This is a genomic window from Rhodoferax sp. RT5P35 (genome assembly GCF_056521385.1).
Genome location: NZ_JBWMAX010000002.1, coordinates 146,145 through 162,260, shown reverse-complemented (window position 1 = coordinate 162,260; position 16,116 = coordinate 146,145). Strand labels below are relative to the sequence as shown.

At 64.6% G+C, this 16,116-nt stretch carries 14 protein-coding genes; 11 read left to right on the top strand and 3 right to left on the bottom strand.

Translation table 11 applies throughout. The annotated features are described in order from the left end of the window. The first annotated feature begins 16 nt into the window (after positions 1-16). From AC097L_RS02880 to AC097L_RS02830, 11 genes are all read left to right on the top strand, one after another. Positions 17-2,815 (top strand): DUF4118 domain-containing protein, encoded by a 2,799-nt coding sequence (locus tag AC097L_RS02880; RefSeq protein WP_479584606.1) that lies wholly within the window; start codon positions 17-19, stop codon positions 2,813-2,815. A 163-nt stretch (positions 2,816-2,978) separates the two neighbouring features. Next, positions 2,979-3,650, top strand: coding sequence for a two-component system response regulator KdpE (kdpE, locus tag AC097L_RS02875; RefSeq protein ID WP_479584605.1), 672 nt, complete (start codon positions 2,979-2,981; stop codon positions 3,648-3,650). Between the two features lie 79 nt (positions 3,651-3,729). Continuing rightward, complete coding sequence (locus tag AC097L_RS02870) at positions 3,730-4,626, top strand: pseudouridine synthase (protein ID WP_479584604.1); 897 nt, start codon at positions 3,730-3,732, stop codon at positions 4,624-4,626. Positions 4,627-4,721: 95 nt separating this feature from the next. Further along, positions 4,722-5,606 (top strand): LysR substrate-binding domain-containing protein, encoded by an 885-nt coding sequence (locus AC097L_RS02865; RefSeq protein ID WP_479584603.1) that lies wholly within the window; start codon positions 4,722-4,724, stop codon positions 5,604-5,606. Between the two features lie 85 nt (positions 5,607-5,691). Continuing rightward, positions 5,692-7,311 (top strand): GMC family oxidoreductase, encoded by a 1,620-nt coding sequence (locus AC097L_RS02860; RefSeq protein WP_479584601.1) that lies wholly within the window; start codon positions 5,692-5,694, stop codon positions 7,309-7,311. A gap of 102 nt (positions 7,312-7,413) precedes the next feature. Then, on the top strand, positions 7,414-8,313 hold the full coding sequence (locus AC097L_RS02855) for a HalD/BesD family halogenase (protein ID WP_479584599.1): 900 nt from the start codon (positions 7,414-7,416) through the stop codon (positions 8,311-8,313). Between the two features lie 31 nt (positions 8,314-8,344). Then, positions 8,345-9,571, top strand: a complete 1,227-nt coding sequence (locus AC097L_RS02850) for a M24 family metallopeptidase (protein ID WP_479584597.1) — start codon at positions 8,345-8,347, stop codon at positions 9,569-9,571. Positions 9,572-10,472: 901 nt separating this feature from the next. Then, positions 10,473-10,754: a TIGR03643 family protein gene (locus tag AC097L_RS02845; RefSeq protein ID WP_479584596.1), complete on the top strand. Its 282-nt coding sequence runs from the start codon at positions 10,473-10,475 to the stop codon at positions 10,752-10,754. Positions 10,755-10,838: 84 nt separating this feature from the next. Then, positions 10,839-11,399 (top strand): pyridoxamine 5'-phosphate oxidase family protein, encoded by a 561-nt coding sequence (locus AC097L_RS02840; protein ID WP_479584595.1) that lies wholly within the window; start codon positions 10,839-10,841, stop codon positions 11,397-11,399. A 246-nt stretch (positions 11,400-11,645) separates the two neighbouring features. Next, positions 11,646-12,053, top strand: a complete 408-nt coding sequence (locus AC097L_RS02835) for a DUF4149 domain-containing protein (protein WP_479584593.1) — start codon at positions 11,646-11,648, stop codon at positions 12,051-12,053. Between the two features lie 50 nt (positions 12,054-12,103). After that, a complete protein-coding gene (locus AC097L_RS02830) occupies positions 12,104-12,445 on the top strand; it encodes a thiol-disulfide oxidoreductase DCC family protein (protein ID WP_479584946.1) in 342 nt (113 codons plus the stop codon). A 334-nt stretch (positions 12,446-12,779) separates the two neighbouring features. Here the strand turns inward: AC097L_RS02830 and AC097L_RS02825 are convergent, their stop codons facing one another. Genes AC097L_RS02825 through AC097L_RS02815 form a run of 3 tightly spaced genes read right to left on the bottom strand, consistent with a single transcriptional unit; the run spans position 12,780 to position 16,098 of the window. Beyond that, positions 12,780-14,273: an aldehyde dehydrogenase gene (locus tag AC097L_RS02825; RefSeq protein ID WP_479584592.1), complete on the bottom strand. Its 1,494-nt coding sequence runs from the start codon at positions 14,271-14,273 to the stop codon at positions 12,780-12,782. Positions 14,274-14,276: 3 nt separating this feature from the next. Further along, positions 14,277-15,197, bottom strand: coding sequence for an NAD(P)-dependent oxidoreductase (locus tag AC097L_RS02820; protein WP_479584591.1), 921 nt, complete (start codon positions 15,195-15,197; stop codon positions 14,277-14,279). A 25-nt stretch (positions 15,198-15,222) separates the two neighbouring features. Then, a complete protein-coding gene (locus AC097L_RS02815; RefSeq protein ID WP_479584590.1) occupies positions 15,223-16,098 on the bottom strand; it encodes a DMT family transporter in 876 nt (291 codons plus the stop codon). Positions 16,099-16,116 lie beyond the last annotated feature (18 nt).

Genomic DNA, 16,116 nt, shown 5'->3' with positions numbered 1-16,116 from the left:
TACAAGGAGCCCCCCTTTGGGTAGCCCAGACGACTCCCGCCCCGACCCCGACGCACTGTTGCTGCGCCTGCAAGAGCAGGATGTAGCCCGTGCGCGCGGGCGTTTGCGCATCTACTTCGGGGCCAATGCGGGCGTGGGCAAAACTTACGCCATGCTCAGTGCCGCACAGCAGGCCCACCAGGCCGGGCGCGAGGTACTGATCGGCGTGGTGGAAACCCATGGCCGCAAGGAAACGGCGGCCCTGCTGCACGGCCTGGAGCAGTTGCCCCTGCGCCAGCTGCCGTACCGGGGCCGCAGCCTGCCCGAATTCGACCTGGACGCGGCACTGGTGCGCAAGCCCGCCGTGCTGCTGGTCGATGAGCTGGCCCACACCAATGTGGAGGGCTCGCGCCACCCCAAGCGCTGGCAGGATGTGCAGGAACTGCTGGCGGCAGGCATCGAAGTCTGGTCGGCCATCAATGTCCAGCACCTGGAGAGCCTGAACGGCACGGTGGGGGCCATCACCGGTATCCGCGTGCACGAGACGGTGCCCGACACCCTGCTCGACAGCGCCGACGAAATCATCCTGGTGGATGTGACGCCCGACGAGCTCACCGCCCGGCTGCAAGCCGGCAAGGTGTATTTGCCGCAGCAGGCCGCCCGCGCCGCGCAAAACTTCTTTCGCAAGGGCAACCTGATTGCGCTGCGCGAAATCGCCCTGCGCCGCACCGCCGAGCACGTAGAAGACGATGTGCGCAGCTACCGGGTCGAGCAGTCGGGGCCATCAGGGCCATCAGGCAAATCAGGCAGCGCAGCGAACCTGCCGCCGGTGTGGAACACCTCGGGGGCCATCCTGGCCTGCATCGGCCCGCACGAAGGCGCGGAGCAGACCGTGCGCACCGCCGCGCGGCTGGCCGGGCAGCTGAATGTGCGCTGGCATGCCGCGTATGTGGAAACCCCGCTGCTGCAGCGCCTGGAAGCCGCCGAGCGCGACCGCATTTTGACGGTGCTGCAACTGGCCGAAACCCTGGGCGCCGACACGGCAGTGCTGACCGGCAGCCATGTGGCCGAGGTACTGGTGCGCCAGGCCCAGACCCTGAACTGCGCCACCCTGGTGGTGGGCCGCCCCCGCCTGCCGCCGCGCTGGCAGATTTGGCGGCGCTGGGCCCACACGCTGACACGCCAACTCGCCACCCTGGCCCCGACCATGGATGTGCTGGAGGTGGGCGGCAGCCCCAGCGCCCGCCGCCTGGCCCGCGCCTGGCTGCCCGACGACACCGACGACGCCACCCGCAGCCGCCCCTGGCAACCCTATGCCGCCGCCTTGGGCGGGGCCGTGCTGGTGACCCTGCTGGCCACACCCCTAGCAAACCGGCTGGACCTGGCCAATATCGTCATGCTGTTTTTGGTGGCCGTGGTGCTGGTGGCAGTGCGCTACGGGCGCGCCGCAGCGGCCCTGGCCGCCGTACTGAATGTGGCCGCGTTCGACTTCTTTTTTGTGCCGCCGCGTTTTTCGTTTGCGGTCAGCGACGTGCAGTACCTGGTGACCTTTGTGGTGATGCTAGCGATTGGCCTGCTGACCGGCCAGCTCACCGCCGGGCTGCGCTTTGCGGCCCGCATCGCCGCCAGCCGCGAGAGCCGGGCGCAGGCCTTGTTCGACCTGACGCGGGAGCTGTCCGCCGCGCTGCTGACCAGCCAGGTGGTGGAGATCGGCCAGGCCGCCGTGCAGCGCTTGTTTACCCAGGTAGAGGGCGTGGCTTTTGACCCGGTCAAAGGCGGCAAGGTGATGGTGCTGGTGGCCGACCACCCGGACGAAGGCAGCGGCCTAACCTCATCGCATTTGCGCCTGCCCGCCCTGCTGCCGCACGACTTCGACGCAGGCATCGCCGAATGGGTGCTGCGTACCGGCCACAGCGCCGGGCTCGCCACCAATACCTTACCCGCCCACCCCTGGCATTGCGTGCCACTGCAAGCCCCCATGCGGGTGCGCGGCGTGCTGGCGCTCAAACCCAGCCAGGCGCGCTGGCTGCTGATTCCCGAGCAGCAGCAACTGCTGCAAACCCTGGCCCGGCAGATCGCCATTGCGCTGGAGCGGGTGCACTACGTCGAGGTGGCGCAAGAGGCGGTGGTGCACATGGAATCCGAGCGCCTGCGCAACACCTTGCTGGCGGCGATTTCGCACGACGTGCGCACCCCGCTCACCGCCTTGATGGGTTTGGCCGAGTCGCTGCAAAGCTCGCAGCCACCGCTGGCCGCGCCGCAAATCGACACAGCGCGGGCCATGGTCAGCCAGGCCCGCGAACTCTCGGCCCTGGTCACCAACCTGCTGGACATGGCCCGGATGCAAAACGGCGGCGTAGCCCTGCGCAGCGACTGGCAGTCGGTGGAAGAACTGGTGGGCTCTGCCATCCGCGCTGCGGGCCCGGCCCTGGGCGGCCAGCATGTGGATACCGACGTGCCCGCCGACCTGCCGCTGGTTGAATTCGATGCGGTGCTGATGGAGCGCGTGCTGGTCAATCTGCTGGAAAACGCCGCCAAATACGGCGCGGCTCCCATCGCTTTGACCGCCCGTGCCACCCCTACCAGCCTGGTGCTGGCGCTGCGCGACCATGGCCCCGGCCTGCCGCCCAAGCTGCGAGGCCGCGAGGCCGAGCTGTTCGACAAATTCACCCGCGGCAGCACCGAATCCACCACCCCCGGCGTGGGCCTGGGACTGGCCATCTGCAAAGCCATCGTTGACGCGCACCGGGGCCAGATCGTGGCCACCACCGCGCCAGACGGTGGGGCAGAATTCACCCTCACCTTGCCACGCCGCCCGCCACCAGATTTGTCTTGACCCTGACCATGATCGTAACCACCCACCCACTGTTAAAGAAGGAACGGACACCGCCAGAAATACCGTGGAACCGGCTTTGCCGGGCCACTGGTATTGCCCCCTGCAAGGGGGTTGGCGTAGCGCAGCGCAGCCTGGGGGTGAGCCAGTGAATCCTGTTGCTGTTTTGATTGAAGACGAACCCCACATCCGCCGCTTCGTGCGTAGCGCGCTGGAGGCCGAAGGCTGGCAGGTGTTCGAGGCCGACACCGCCAAACAAGGTTTAACCGAGGCCGGGACCCGCAAGCCCGACCTGCTGGTGCTGGACCTGGGCCTGCCCGACGGCGACGGGTTGGACGTGCTGCGCGACGTGCGCGGCTGGTCGGCCGTGCCCATCATCGTGCTGTCGGCCCGTAGCGACGAGGCCGACAAGATTGCCGCTCTGGATGCCGGGGCCGACGATTACCTGACCAAGCCCTTCGGCGTGGGCGAACTGCTGGCCCGGGTGCGCGCCAACCTGCGGCGACCGCGTGCAGCGGAGAACGATCCCGACCCGGTGTTCCGCTTCGGCACGGTCGAGGTGGACCGCACCGCCCGCCTGGTGCGCCGGGGCGGTGCCGAGGTGCACCTCACGCCCATTGAATACCGCCTGCTGTCGGTGCTGGTGACCAACGCGGGTCGCGTGCTCACCCACCGCCAACTGCTGCGCGAAGTCTGGGGCCCCGCCCACACCCAGCAAAGCCACTACCTGCGCATCCACATGGGCCACCTGCGGCAAAAGCTGGAGGCCGACCCGGCGCAGCCGGTGCACCTGCTGACGGAGACGGCCGTGGGGTACCGGCTGTTGGTGCAGCCGTAAAAGCTTAAAATATAAGCAAAATACGCCCCTGCCGCGCATCCAGATTACATGAATAGCTACGCTATTCATAGCAAACACCATGAACACCCCCGTGCCGCCCCCCAAACCCCCTGTTCCTTTTCGCCGCGCCGCACCTCCCGCCGGTGCTGCCGGAACGGCCAGCAGCAGCGACCCCATCCGCCTGAACAAGCGCATGGCCGATCTGAACATGTGCTCGCGCCGCGAGGCCGATGAATGGATCGCCAAGGGCTGGGTCAAGGTGAATGGGGCCATCGCCGAGATGGGGGTCAAGGTCACGCCCAGCGACCGCATCCAGATCGACAAGGCTGCCAGCGGCCACCAGGCCAACCAGGTCACCATCCTGATCAACAAGCCCATGGGCTACGTGAGCGCGCAGGCCGAAGACGGCCACGAACCGGCGGTGACGCTGTTCACCGCGCAAAACCGGTGGGCCGAGGACAACGCCCGCTTTTTCTTCCACCCCAACCAGTTGCGCGGCCTGGCACCCGCCGGGCGGCTGGACATCGATTCCATCGGCCTGCTGGTGATGACGCAGGACGGCCGCGTGGCCCGCCAGCTCATCGGTGAAGATTCGGTAATGGAAAAGGAATACCTGGTCCGCGTGGCCTACCACGGCCTGGGCCAGCCCGCGCCTACCGGGCAATTGGTCCGCATGGACGACGACGACCCCATCACCACCAATGTGCAAGCCGTGTTTCCGCCCGCGATGCTGGCCAAGCTGCGCCATGGCCTGAGCCTGGACGGCCAGCAGCTCAAGCCCGCCAAGGTCACCTGGCAAAACCCCGAGCAACTGCGCATCGTCCTCACCGAAGGCAAAAAGCGCCAAATCCGTCGCATGTGCGAGCTGGTCGGCCTAAAGGTGGTGGGCCTCAAGCGCGTGCGCATCGGCAATGTGATGCTGGGCAACCTGCCCGTGGGGCAGTGGCGGTACCTGGCACCGCACGAAGGGTTTTAAGGGCTGGGGCTAGGGTTGGGATTCGGGCTGCGGTCGGCATGCGAATTGCATAATCCTCGCTGACTTCTTTGCACCTCTCTCACGCCACCCCCACCATGCACAAACGTCTCCCCCCGCTGAATGCGCTGCGCGTGTTCGCGGCTGCGGCCCGGACCGAAAACTTCATGCAGGCGGGCGACAGCCTGTTTGTCACCCAGGGGGCGGTGAGTCGGCAGATCAAGCAGCTGGAAGAATGGCTGGGTGTGCCGGTGTTCACCCGCACCCACCGGGGCGTGCAGCTCACGCCTGCCGGGCGGCAACTGGCCACCGCTGTGGACACCGCGTTCCAGCACATCGACACCGTGGTGCAAAACCTGCAGCACCACAACCTGCGCCAGCAGTTGGCGATCAACCTGCCGCCCACCTTTGCCACCCGCTGGATGGCGCCGCGCCTGCCGGACTTTCGGCGGCAGTTTCCCCACATCGACCTGTCCATCAGCACCCACGACGTGCATGCCCCGCGCGATGTGCGCCACTGCGACTGCGTCATCGCCTTCAGCGACCAGGCATGGGCCGACGGCGACTGCGCGCTGCTGATGGTGGAGCAGCATGTGATGCTGGCCAGCCCGGTGCTGTGGGTGGATGCACAGCCCCCGCGCCTGGAAGAAGCCACCCTGCTGCATATCACCGATGGCAATGTGCGCATGCCCATATGGGAGCACTGGTGCGCCACCCAGGGCCTGACCGAGGTGAATCCCAAGCCGGGCCTGAGCTTCAGCACGCTGGACCAGGTGATCAACGCCGCACTGGCTGGAGCCGGGGTCGCCATCGTGGACGAGGCCATGGTGCCCAGAGAGCTGGCGGCCGGTAGTTTGCGGCCCTTGAGCAAGGTGAAAGTGGCCGGGCCGCACGGCTACTGGTTCGTCAACCTGGCCCGCGATGCCGAAAGCCGCGCTCTGGTGGGCCTGTTCCGCGATTGGCTGGGCAGCCAGTTCGGCTGATTTTTTAGCCACACCATTTTTCTCATGGCTGGGGCCGCGAATTCGTGGTTTGCCCACACCGTAGCCGCCCGCTAACCTGCGGCGCATGAACGAATACGACTACATCATTGTCGGCGCAGGGTCTGCTGGCTGCGTGCTGGCCAACCGCCTGAGCGCCAGCGGCAAAGACCGCGTGCTGCTGCTGGAAGCCGGGGGCTCGGACCGCAGCCCCTGGATCCAGGTGCCGATTGGCTATGGCCGCACCTTTGCCGACCCGCGCTTTAACTGGATGTACCACGCCGAGCCCGAGCCCGCCATGGGCAACCGCCGCCTGTACTGGCCGCGCGGCAAGGTGCTGGGGGGCACCAGCTCGATCAACGCCATGGTCTACATCCGTGGGCAGCGCGAAGACTTCGACGACTGGGAGGCCGCGGGCAACCCCGGCTGGGGCTGGAAGTCGGTGCTGCCGTACTTCAAAAAATCCGAAGACCATGTGTGGGGCGCATCCGAGCACCACGGCAGCGGCGGGCCGCTGCGGGTCAGTGAATTCAGCGGCAAGGTGCACCCGCTGTGCGACACCTTCATGGCCGCCTGCAACGCGCTGGGCTACCCCACTACTCGCGACTTCAACGGTGCGCAGACCGAAGGCGCAGGCCTGTGGCAAATGACGATCCGCGACGGCGTGCGTGCCTCCACCGCCAACGCCTTTCTGCGCCCGGCCCTGCGGCACAAAAATCTCACCTTGACCACCCGCGCCCAGGTGACCCGCGTGGTGTTCGAGGGCACGCGCGCTGTGGGCGTGGAGTTTGTGCACAAGGGCAGCCTGCACACCGTGCGCGCCGCCAAGGAGGTGGTGCTGTCGGGCGGCTCGATCAACTCTCCACAATTGCTGCAGGTCTCGGGCGTGGGCGACGCGGGCTTGCTCAAAGGTCTGGATATTCCTCTGGTACGCCACACGCCCGCCGTGGGGCAGAACATGCAAGACCACGTGTGTGTGTCGTACTACTTCAAGTCCAAGGTACCCACGCTGAACGACACCCTGTACCCGTTCAGCGGCAAGGTCAAGGCCGCCCTGCAGTACCTGCTGGGCAAGCAGGGCCCACTGGCCATGAGCGTCAACCAGGCAGGGGCCTTTGTGCGCAGCCGCCCCGGGCTGGCGCGGCCCAACATGCATGTGTACTTCAACCCTATCAGTTACACCGCCAACGCCAAGCCCCAAGCCAAGCTGATGAACCCCGACCCGTATTCGGCGTTTTTGATGTCCTTCAACACCTGCCGCCCCACCAGCCGGGGCAGCATCACCATCCAGTCAGCTAATCCTTTTGCCAAGCCGGTGATCCGCACCAACTTTTTGTCTACCCCCGAGGACTTGGCCGATGTGCAAGAGGGCAGCCAACTGCTGCGGCGCATTGCCGCCAGCGCGCCGCTGTCGGGCGTGGTGGCCTCCGAGCTGTTCCCCGGCCCCGGTGCCACTTCGCCCGAAGCCCTGCTGGAAGACTTTCGCCAGCGCAGCGGCTCGGTCTACCACGCCTGCGGCACCTGCGGCATGGGCCCGGACCCGGTGCGCCACGTGGTGGACCTCCGGCTGCGGGTGCACGGCATACAGGGCCTGCGGGTAGTGGATGCCTCGGTGTTCCCGGCGGTGACCTCGGGTAACACCAACGCGCCCACCATCATGGTGGCCGAAAAAGGGGCCGACCTGATCCTGGAAGACCACCCGGTATGACTTTTTCTCAAGCGTCATCCCGCGAAATCATCGCTTTTCAACATCCGCGCGCGTGCGCATCATTGCCCCCAATTTCTTCCCCACATTGACCCAGGAGTTTGCATGACCACCCCCTTTCCCAAGATTGCATTGGCCGATGCCGAATGCATGGACCTGAGCGACATCGTCGACACCGATCGCTACCCGCTGCACACCCCCGGCTCGCAGCGCATGCAGGAACTGGTGGAGATGTGCCGCCAGCAGTTGGCCGCCGAAGGTAGCTACGTACTTCCCGGTTTCTTGCGCCCCGACGCCATGCTGCGGGTGACCGAAGAAGGCCGTGTACTGGCCCAAAAAACCTTCTTCTCGCCGCGCCAGCAGACCAACGCCTACTTCACCAACGACGACCCCAGCCTGCCCGCCAGCGACCCACGCCGCTTCTTCATGGACCGCACCAGCGGCTTTGTCACGCGCGACATGATCCCGGCCGACTACATCATCCACCGCATCTATGTGGCCAAGGCGATGAAGCTGTTTGTGGCCGCCTGCCTGCAGCAGGAGCGGGTGTGGGAATACGCCGACCCCTATGCGGGCCTGGTGCAGAACGTGCTGCCCGACGGCACCCAGCAGCCCTGGCACTACGACACCAACGAGTTCATCGTTTCCATGATGACGCAACAAGCCGAACACGGTGGCGACTTCGAATACTGCCCCAACATCCGCACTCCCGAAGGCGAAAACTACCCCGGCGTGGGCAAAGTGGTGCGCGGCGAAGACCGTAGCGTGGTCAAGGTGCTTACGCTGCGCCCCGGCGACGTGCAGTTCTTCAAAGGCCGCTTCTCGTTGCACCGCGTCACCCCGGTCAGCGGCAGCGTCCAGCGCCACACCGCCATCTTTGCCTACTCGCAAAAGCCCAATGTGATGGGCCGCCTGGAGCGCACCCGCCAACTGTATGGCCGCGTGTCCGAAGCGCATTTGATTGCTGAAAGCCAGTTAGTACGCAACGATTCCCTGATTGATTGATTTTTCCCATAACAACCGAAAGCCCCCCACCATGGCCCTCATCCGTCCCACCCAGCGTCTTGAAGACTGCGAACCCACCGCCGCCGAAATCTCGCAAATCCAGCGCGACCGCATGGCCCGCGTCAAGGCCGAGCTGAAAAAGCGCGACCTTACCGCCTGCATCCTGTTCGACCCCACACACATCCGCTATGCCAGTGGCTCGCGCAACATGCAGGTCTACTCGATGCGCAACCCGGCGCGTTACCTGTTTGTGCCGGCCGAAGGCAAGGTCGTGATGTTTGAGTACGCCGGTTGCGACTTCCTGGCCGACGGCCTGGACACTATTGACGAAGTGCGCCCGGCCACCGCCATCTCGTACTACTTCTGCAACGACAATCTGGGTGACGTGACCAAGCGCTGGGCGGCCGAGCTGCACGAGCTGATCCAGCAGTGCGGTGGCGGCAAAAAGATCGCGCTGGAAAGCGCCACCTCTGCCGCCGCATTTGCGCTGCAGGCCTACGGCTACATCCTGTCCGACGCGCAAGAGCCGCTGGAACGCGCCCGCTGCATCAAGGTCGACAACGAGATCAAGATGGTCCGCGCCTCGCTGCGCGCCGCCGAGCAGGGCGTGCGCAACCTGGAAGCCGCGCTGGTGCCCGGCATCAAGGAAAACGAACTCTGGTCGCACCTGCACCAGCACATCATCGCCACCGATGGCGACTACATCGAGACCCGTTTGCTCAGCTCCGGCCCGCGCACGAACCCCTGGTTCCACGAGTGCAGCACCCGCGTCATCGAAGACGGCGACCTGGTCGGCCTGGACACCGACGTGGTGGGCCGCTTTGGCTACTACGCCGATTTCTCACGCACCTTTTTGTGCGGCAAAGGCCAGGCCAACGCCGCGCAAAAAACCGTCTACCAGTTGGCCTATGAGCAGATCCACACCAACATGGAACTGGTCAAGCCCGGCATGAGTTTTTCGGAGTACACCACCCGCGCCTGGAAGATCCCCAAGCCCTACCAAGCCCGGCGCTATTTCGCGCTGGCGCACGGCGTCGGCATGTGCGGCGAGTACCCGTACATCGTGCACCGCGAAGACAGCGATGCCAAAGGCTACGACGGCGTGTTCCAGCCCGGCATGACCCTGTGCATCGAGAGCTACATCGGCCACGAAGACGGCGGCGAAGGTGCCAAGCTCGAAGAGCAAATCTACATCCGCAACGACGGCAGCATCGAGCTGCTTTCGGACTACCCATTTGAGCAGCGGCTGCTGGGGTAGCCTGGCGGGGGCACGGCGATGTCCCGCATTCCTCCCTCCCCCGCCGTGGGAGGGCCGGGGTGGGGGCAAGCCTGATTGGTTCCCGGCTGGTCTTTTCGCCAACTTCAAACTTTCAGGCCGTTTTTCAAGTACCAAATCGACTACTAGCGCTTGTCCTATCTACACAAACAGCTCCTATTTTTGACTATCAAAAGAGAAGCAACCTGTGCAGACTGCACGGGCGGTAGCCAATGGGGGTCGGATCCCAATTGCGCGCTTGTTGCTGGCAATGTGAGAGGGGGGTACCCCGCATTTGGGCTCCGACCCCTATTGGCGGGTTGGCGTTGACGTTTTCTGGCTGCTTGCCAGCATCCTCGGCCGGGTATGCGCCCGGCGGCGCAGGGCGCAGACAGTGGGGGTGGCCTTTCTTTTGGTTACGTTTCTTTGGCCAAACAAAGAAAAGTGACTGCCCTGCCGGGGGCACAGCCCGGCCAGCGGCGCTCATCGAACCCCACACAACCAAAGACCTTCACAGAAGCCTGCAAACCTTCTGCCCAACCCCCCTCACCCCACCTGAAACCAAGCCGACTTCCCCTGCATATACGACAACAAACTGTCCATAGGCTAGTCCCGTGCATTCGCAGAGTGCTTGTACCGCCCAGCGGCTGGGTCCTATCCCCGCCGCCGAAGCCATTGACCCAGACCATACCCGTTCCCAGCGCGCCGACCACGCGGTGGGCCTGGTGCACGTCGCGGGTCCGGCCTGCCGTCCATCACCCGCTGCGCGCCTCCATCCTGGCCGTGGGCATACCGCTGCGCTCAGGTATAGAGCGGCTGGACAGTGAAACGGTGGTCCGTGTAGTACCATTTTTATGGGTTTATTTTTTGTAATGGCACACACTACCCGCGCAGGTTACATGGCATGGAAAATGGGGAGAATCATCGTCTCACTGGTACGCCAACATTGTGTGTTGCCAGCATTTCGCGCATTGTGGAGATGGCTTGGGAGGATCGCACGGCATTTGAGGCGATTGAGGCCCAGTTCGGCCTGGACGAGTCTGCTGTTGTCACGTTGATGCGCAGACAGATGAAACCTTCCTCTTTTCGGCGATGGCGAAAGCGGGTGGCCGGGCGAACTACCAAGCACGCCGCATTGCGGGGTGCGGTTTTTCTTCGCCACCGGGCCACCAACGCGCGGCCTTGACCGGCTATTGCGGTCGGCGTGGCAACTTGCAAATTTCAACGCTTCGGCAAGATTGCCTGAACCGCTAGCGGGCAGTACCTAAAAATGCATCCACTGGATTTAACCGAACAGGAAACTCGCCAACGCATCTGGAGCGAGCTGGAGCGGGCCTCCCAAGACCGCCACCATGCGTGGCGGACCCCTGTGCTGGCTACCGTCGGGAACGACGGCTTGCCGAATGCCCGCACGGTGGTGCTGCGCCATGCGGATGCCAAGCTAGGCCAACTGCACGTCTACACCGACAGCCGAAGTCCCAAAGCGGTGGAACTTGTCCGCCAGCCCACTGCCATGCTGGTTTTCTGGAGCGAGCGCTTGAACTGGCAGCTTCGGGTAAGGGTGAACATGGATGTCCAAACTACAGGCCTCCAGGTGGAGGCGGTGTGGCAAAGGGTGAGCCAGTCTGCTGCCGCTGGCGACTATCTTTCCACCGATGCGCCGGGGGATGCACTTGCCGTTGAGCAGCCCCGACCGGGCGACGCGCCGCGCCAACATCACCTGGCGATCCTGACTGCCCAGGTGCAGCACATCGACTGGCTTGAACTCCGCCGTAGCGGCCACCGTCGGGCCTTGCTGGGCACCGACACCTGGGAATGGCGGGTGCCTTAACGCGACGCTGACCAAGCCGCCGCGAGGCGGCGCGCCAGGGAATCGGGAGGGATTCGCAACGCTGCAGACCGCGAGGGACTTGCTCCGCCTTGCCCAAATGCCCTGGCGCGAGCGGCGATGCCGGTGTTGCGTTAAAAACGGCGATGAGTCTATCCTAGGTTCTAGAAAGTTGTTGACCATGGCTACCATTGCGCAAAATAATCCGGGCCTGCACACCCCCACATGTCTGCTGGGCGGCACAGTGTGATGGCGATTTATCTGAGCCAGCTTCTGGTGGCTGGAAATCTGGGCATCATGGTGTTTTTCATGGTGGCCGTGGCCCCCACTGTATTCGCGGTGCTGCCGCCACTATGGTCTGCGGCCTATGTGCGCAAGTTCTTCCCAAAATACTTCTTTTTTCTTGGCGTTACGACCACCGGGGCCGCAGTGCTGGCGTTGGCAGGAGACACGGTGCTGGTCCGCCAAATAGCGCTGTGGCTGTGCGCAGGGGTATTTTTTCTCAACTGCTTTTGGCTTACACCGCGCATCAACCAGGCCAAAGATAGCCAACAGCTCGTAACTTTTAAAGCGCTGCATGGGACCAGTGTCGGATTCAACCTGGCCCAGTTGCTTGTTTTTGTCTGGCTCCTTTTCCCCTCAGGCCCTGCGCCGTGAGCGAGCTACCAGAAAGCCCCGCGGATGAAAGTGGCTGCGCACTGACCGTGATGTTCGACGGTGCCTGCCCGTTGTGTCGGCGGGAAATTGGCGTCTACCAATCGTTGGAACCACTGCAGCCCGTGTCATGGCTTGACGTCAGCAAGCATGCCGCTGGTGTAAGCGCTGCGGACCAGGCCGCGTACATGGCCCGGTTTCACGTTCGCCTACCGGACGGTCGGCTGCTCAGCGGAGCCGCAGCTTTTGTTGCGCTGTGGTTGACCTTGCCAGGTTGGCGGTGGTTGGGCCGCGTGGGTCGACTCCCTGGCGTTACGGCAGCGCTGGAATGGGCCTACCGTGGCTTTTTGCACCTGCGCCCTTTCCTGCAACGCTGGGCACGGTCGGCACGGTAAATCCATAGGCCACCAAGACTTATGCAACACCATGCGGGTGTGGCGCAGGTCCTCGCAATGTTCAGAAAATCCCCTTCCACGATGGACCCGCTTCGGAGTAAACCCCACCATGCATGGCGATGAACGCTGCTGCGGCACAGGAACCTGCATCATTGATGGCCAAGGCCATTGCTGGTGTGGACAGCAATGGGATGGCGTAAAGATGTGCCGCCCCACAACGGCAGTTGCCACTTCTTTGGAAGACCACGATTCGGTTCCGACCGAAAAAAAGGCGGATCCACCAGGATCGCCATAAACATCCACTGCGCCTTGTACACGTTCTGGCGCTTGCCCTTCACCCCACCTGAAACCAAGCCGACTTCCCCTGCATGTACGACAGCAAACTGTCCATATGCTTGTCCCGTGAATTCCCCGACTGCTTGTACCCGCCAAACGGCTGGGTCATATCCCCGTCGCCGAAGCAGTTGACCCAGACGATGCCGGCTTCCAGCGCGCCGACCATGCGGTGGGCCTGGTTCAGGTCGCGGGTCCAGACGGCGGCGGCCAGGCCGTAGATGGAGTCGTTGGCCAGGGCGATGGCTTGGTCTTCGGTGTCGAAGGGGATGAGGGTGGTCACCGGGCCGAAAATCTCTTCCTGGGCGATGGCCATGCGGTTGTGGCCGACAAACAGCGTGGGGGGCACAAAGGTGCCGGACAGGGGTACGGGCGTGCCACCCATCACCATTTGCGCGCCTTCGGCTTGGCCGCGGGCGATGTCGGCCAGCACCTTGCGCTGGTGCGGCTGGCTGGCCAGGGGGCCCAGCGTGGTGGCCGGGTCCAGCGGGTCGCCGGGCTGGTACAGCACCTGGGTACGGGCGATGAATTTGGCGGTGAATGCGTCTTGCAGATCGCGGTGCACCAGCAGACGCGAGCCCGCGTTGCAGACCTGGCCGGCGTTGTCAAAAATGCCGCCCACGGCGCGGTCTACCGCTGCGTCCAGGTCATATAGGTCGGGCATGAAAATCTGCGGGCTTTTGCCGCCGGTTTCCAGCGCCACGCGCTTCATGTTGGACTGCCCGGCGTAGCCCATCAGCAGCTTGCCGACGCGGGTGGAGCCGGTGAACGAGAGCTTGATGACATCCGGGTGCAGGGCCAGGGCGCGGCCTGCTTCGGGGCCCAGGCCGTTGACCAGGTTGAAGACCCCGGCGGGGCCACCCGCCTCCACGAATAAAGCCGCCAGCCGGGTGCAGGTCAGCGGGGCCTGCTCGGCGGGTTTCAGCACTACGCAATTGCCCGCCGCCAGAATGGGGGCCAGCTTCCACACCGCCATCAATAACGGGTAGTTCCAGGGGGTAATCGCCCCCACCACGCCCAGCGGCTCGTGCAGAATCATGTGCAGCGAGCCGGGCGCGGTGTGGGTGACAGCCCCTTCCACCTTGTCGATGCACTCGGCGAAATAGCGGATGGTGCGCAGCACCTCGGGCAGGTCGATATTGAACATATCGCTGATCGGCTTGCCCATGTCCAGGGTTTCCAGCAGCGCCAGTTCGTCAGCGTGCTGCTCCACCAGATCGGCCCAGCGGTGCATCACTTGCATGCGGTCGCGCGGGGCCTGGCCGCGCCAGCGGCGGTCGTTCCAGGCGGTAAGGGCGCTGGCCACGGCCACATCGATGTCTTTGGCCTCGCCCTGGGCGATGCGGGCCAGCAGCGTGCCGGTGGTTGGGTTCAGGCAGTCAAAGCTGCCGCCGTCTTGCGCGGGCACGTAGCGGCCTTCGATGAACAAGCGGCCTTCGATGGCCAGAGTTTCGGCTTTGCGCAGCCAGTCCTGGTGGGTCAGTGGATGGGCCATGGTTTACTCCGCAACAAGTTCTTTAGGGTAGCCAGGCGCGCGCAGTTCCAGGCCGCAGGCCTGCTCCAGCATGCGCACCACCTCGGGGCTTTGCGCCTGGCTGCCGAATAGGCCACGCGCGCGGCGGAAGATCTGCTGCGTCATGCCGCCCAGCTCCAGCGGCACGCCCAGCTTTTCGGCAATGCCGTTGACCAGGCCCAGGTCTTTGCAGGCCAGGTCCATGTTGAATTTGACGTTGTAGCTGCCGCTGAGGATGAGCTGCGACTCGGTCTCGTGCACAAAGCTGTTGCCCGAGCTGGCGCGGATGGCGCGGTAAGTGGCATCCGGGTCCACGCCGTATTTGGCGGGCACCATCATGGCCTCGCCCGCCGCCACCAGGTGGATGAAGGCCAGCATATTGGTGACCACTTTCACCACCGATGCATTGCCCAGCTTGCCCATGTAGATGATCTGCCCGCCCATGGCCGCCAGCAGTGGCTCGACGCGCTGGAACACCGCCTCGTCACCGCCTACCAGCACGGTGATTTGCCCCGAGTTGGCCAGGTGCACGCCGCCGGTCACCGGGCACTCCAGCACCGCAATGCCGCGCTCGGTGGCGGCCGCCTGCAGGCGCTGCAGGTCTTCAAAGTCGGTGGTGCTCATCTCTATCCACACGCCGCCCGCGCGCAGGTTGTCAAACACGCCGCCGGGGCCTTCCACCACTTGGCGGGAAATGGCGGGTGACGGCAGCACGGTGATGACCACATCCGCGCCCCGGCAGACCCCGGCCACGTCGTCCGCCCATACCGCGCCCGCCGCCAGCAGCTTTTGGGCGCAGGCCGGGTTCAGGTCGGTCACCGTAACCGGGAAGCCCGCTTTCACCAGGCTGTTGCACAGGCCCTCGCCCAGGCTGCCCAAGCCGATAAAACCAATATTCAGTGCCATACAAGTCCTGTGGAAAGAAAAAAGATTACGCGGCCCGGCGGCGAAAGGGGTTGAAGCCCATGACCATCATGCTGGCCAGCACGATCAGCGCGCCGCCCGCATACAGGCCGGGGCCGGTGGCCTCGCCCAGAAAGATGATGGAAAACAGCACCCCAAAGCCGGTGACCAGAAAGGTGCTGCTCAGCGCCGCCACCGGGGGCACGTGGCGCATGATGCGCATGTACATCCAGTAGGCCATGCCCGAGGTCATGGTGCCCATCATCACCACCCCGGCCACGGCGGGCAGCGTGAAATGTGCCCGGGGCAGGTCGTACAAGGCGCCGGGCAGCAGCAGCAGCGCGCCGGTGGCATGCATGCCAGCGGTGATGGCCAGGGGTTCCAGCCGGGTGGTGGCGCGCTTCAAAAACGGGGTGGACATGCCCGACAGCGAAGCCCCCGCCACACAGCCCAGGGCCGACAGCACCAGCAGCGGCGTGGGGTTGACGGGCCCCAGCTGCACCACCAGCCCCGCGCCGCCAAAACCCAGCAGGCAACCCGCCATCTTCACCGGGGTCAGCGCCTCTTCTTTCATGAAAGCCGAAATGAAGGCCCCAAACAGCACCGCTGTGACTGACAGCAGCGAGCCGTAGGCCGCAGGCAGCTCCAGCGACGACCACGAATAGAAAAAGTGCGGCCCGGCCACCGCCAGCGCGCCCAGCAAAAACATCTCGCGCCACTGCGCCCAGGGCCAGGGCTGGCGCGCCACCCGCATGATGGTGCCCAGCACCAGCGTGGCCATGACCATGCGCATGCCGGCCACCAGGTTGTGCCCCAGCGTGGGCACCGCCAGCCGCGTCAGCATGAAGGACGAGCCCCACAACGCAGACAAAGCGACCAACTGGACGAAATACTTGGTTTGCATAATAGATTTTGGCTCACC

What these genes read in the sequence shown, in the direction of transcription:
- AC097L_RS02870 (WP_479584604.1), top strand. Translation starts at nt 3,730, where the DNA reads ATGAACACCCCCGTGCCGCCCCCCAAACCCCCTGTTCCTTTTCGCCGC.
- AC097L_RS02865 (WP_479584603.1), top strand. Translation starts at nt 4,722, where the DNA reads ATGCACAAACGTCTCCCCCCGCTGAATGCGCTGCGCGTGTTCGCGGCT.
- AC097L_RS02860 (WP_479584601.1), top strand. Translation starts at nt 5,692, where the DNA reads ATGAACGAATACGACTACATCATTGTCGGCGCAGGGTCTGCTGGCTGC.
- AC097L_RS02855 (WP_479584599.1), top strand. Translation starts at nt 7,414, where the DNA reads ATGACCACCCCCTTTCCCAAGATTGCATTGGCCGATGCCGAATGCATG.
- AC097L_RS02850 (WP_479584597.1), top strand. Translation starts at nt 8,345, where the DNA reads ATGGCCCTCATCCGTCCCACCCAGCGTCTTGAAGACTGCGAACCCACC.
- AC097L_RS02845 (WP_479584596.1), top strand. Translation starts at nt 10,473, where the DNA reads ATGGAAAATGGGGAGAATCATCGTCTCACTGGTACGCCAACATTGTGT.
- AC097L_RS02840 (WP_479584595.1), top strand. Translation starts at nt 10,839, where the DNA reads ATGCATCCACTGGATTTAACCGAACAGGAAACTCGCCAACGCATCTGG.
- AC097L_RS02835 (WP_479584593.1), top strand. Translation starts at nt 11,646, where the DNA reads ATGGCGATTTATCTGAGCCAGCTTCTGGTGGCTGGAAATCTGGGCATC.
- AC097L_RS02830 (WP_479584946.1), top strand. Translation starts at nt 12,104, where the DNA reads ATGTTCGACGGTGCCTGCCCGTTGTGTCGGCGGGAAATTGGCGTCTAC.
- AC097L_RS02825 (WP_479584592.1), bottom strand. Translation starts at nt 14,273, where the DNA reads ATGGCCCATCCACTGACCCACCAGGACTGGCTGCGCAAAGCCGAAACT.
- AC097L_RS02820 (WP_479584591.1), bottom strand. Translation starts at nt 15,197, where the DNA reads ATGGCACTGAATATTGGTTTTATCGGCTTGGGCAGCCTGGGCGAGGGC.
- AC097L_RS02815 (WP_479584590.1), bottom strand. Translation starts at nt 16,098, where the DNA reads ATGCAAACCAAGTATTTCGTCCAGTTGGTCGCTTTGTCTGCGTTGTGG.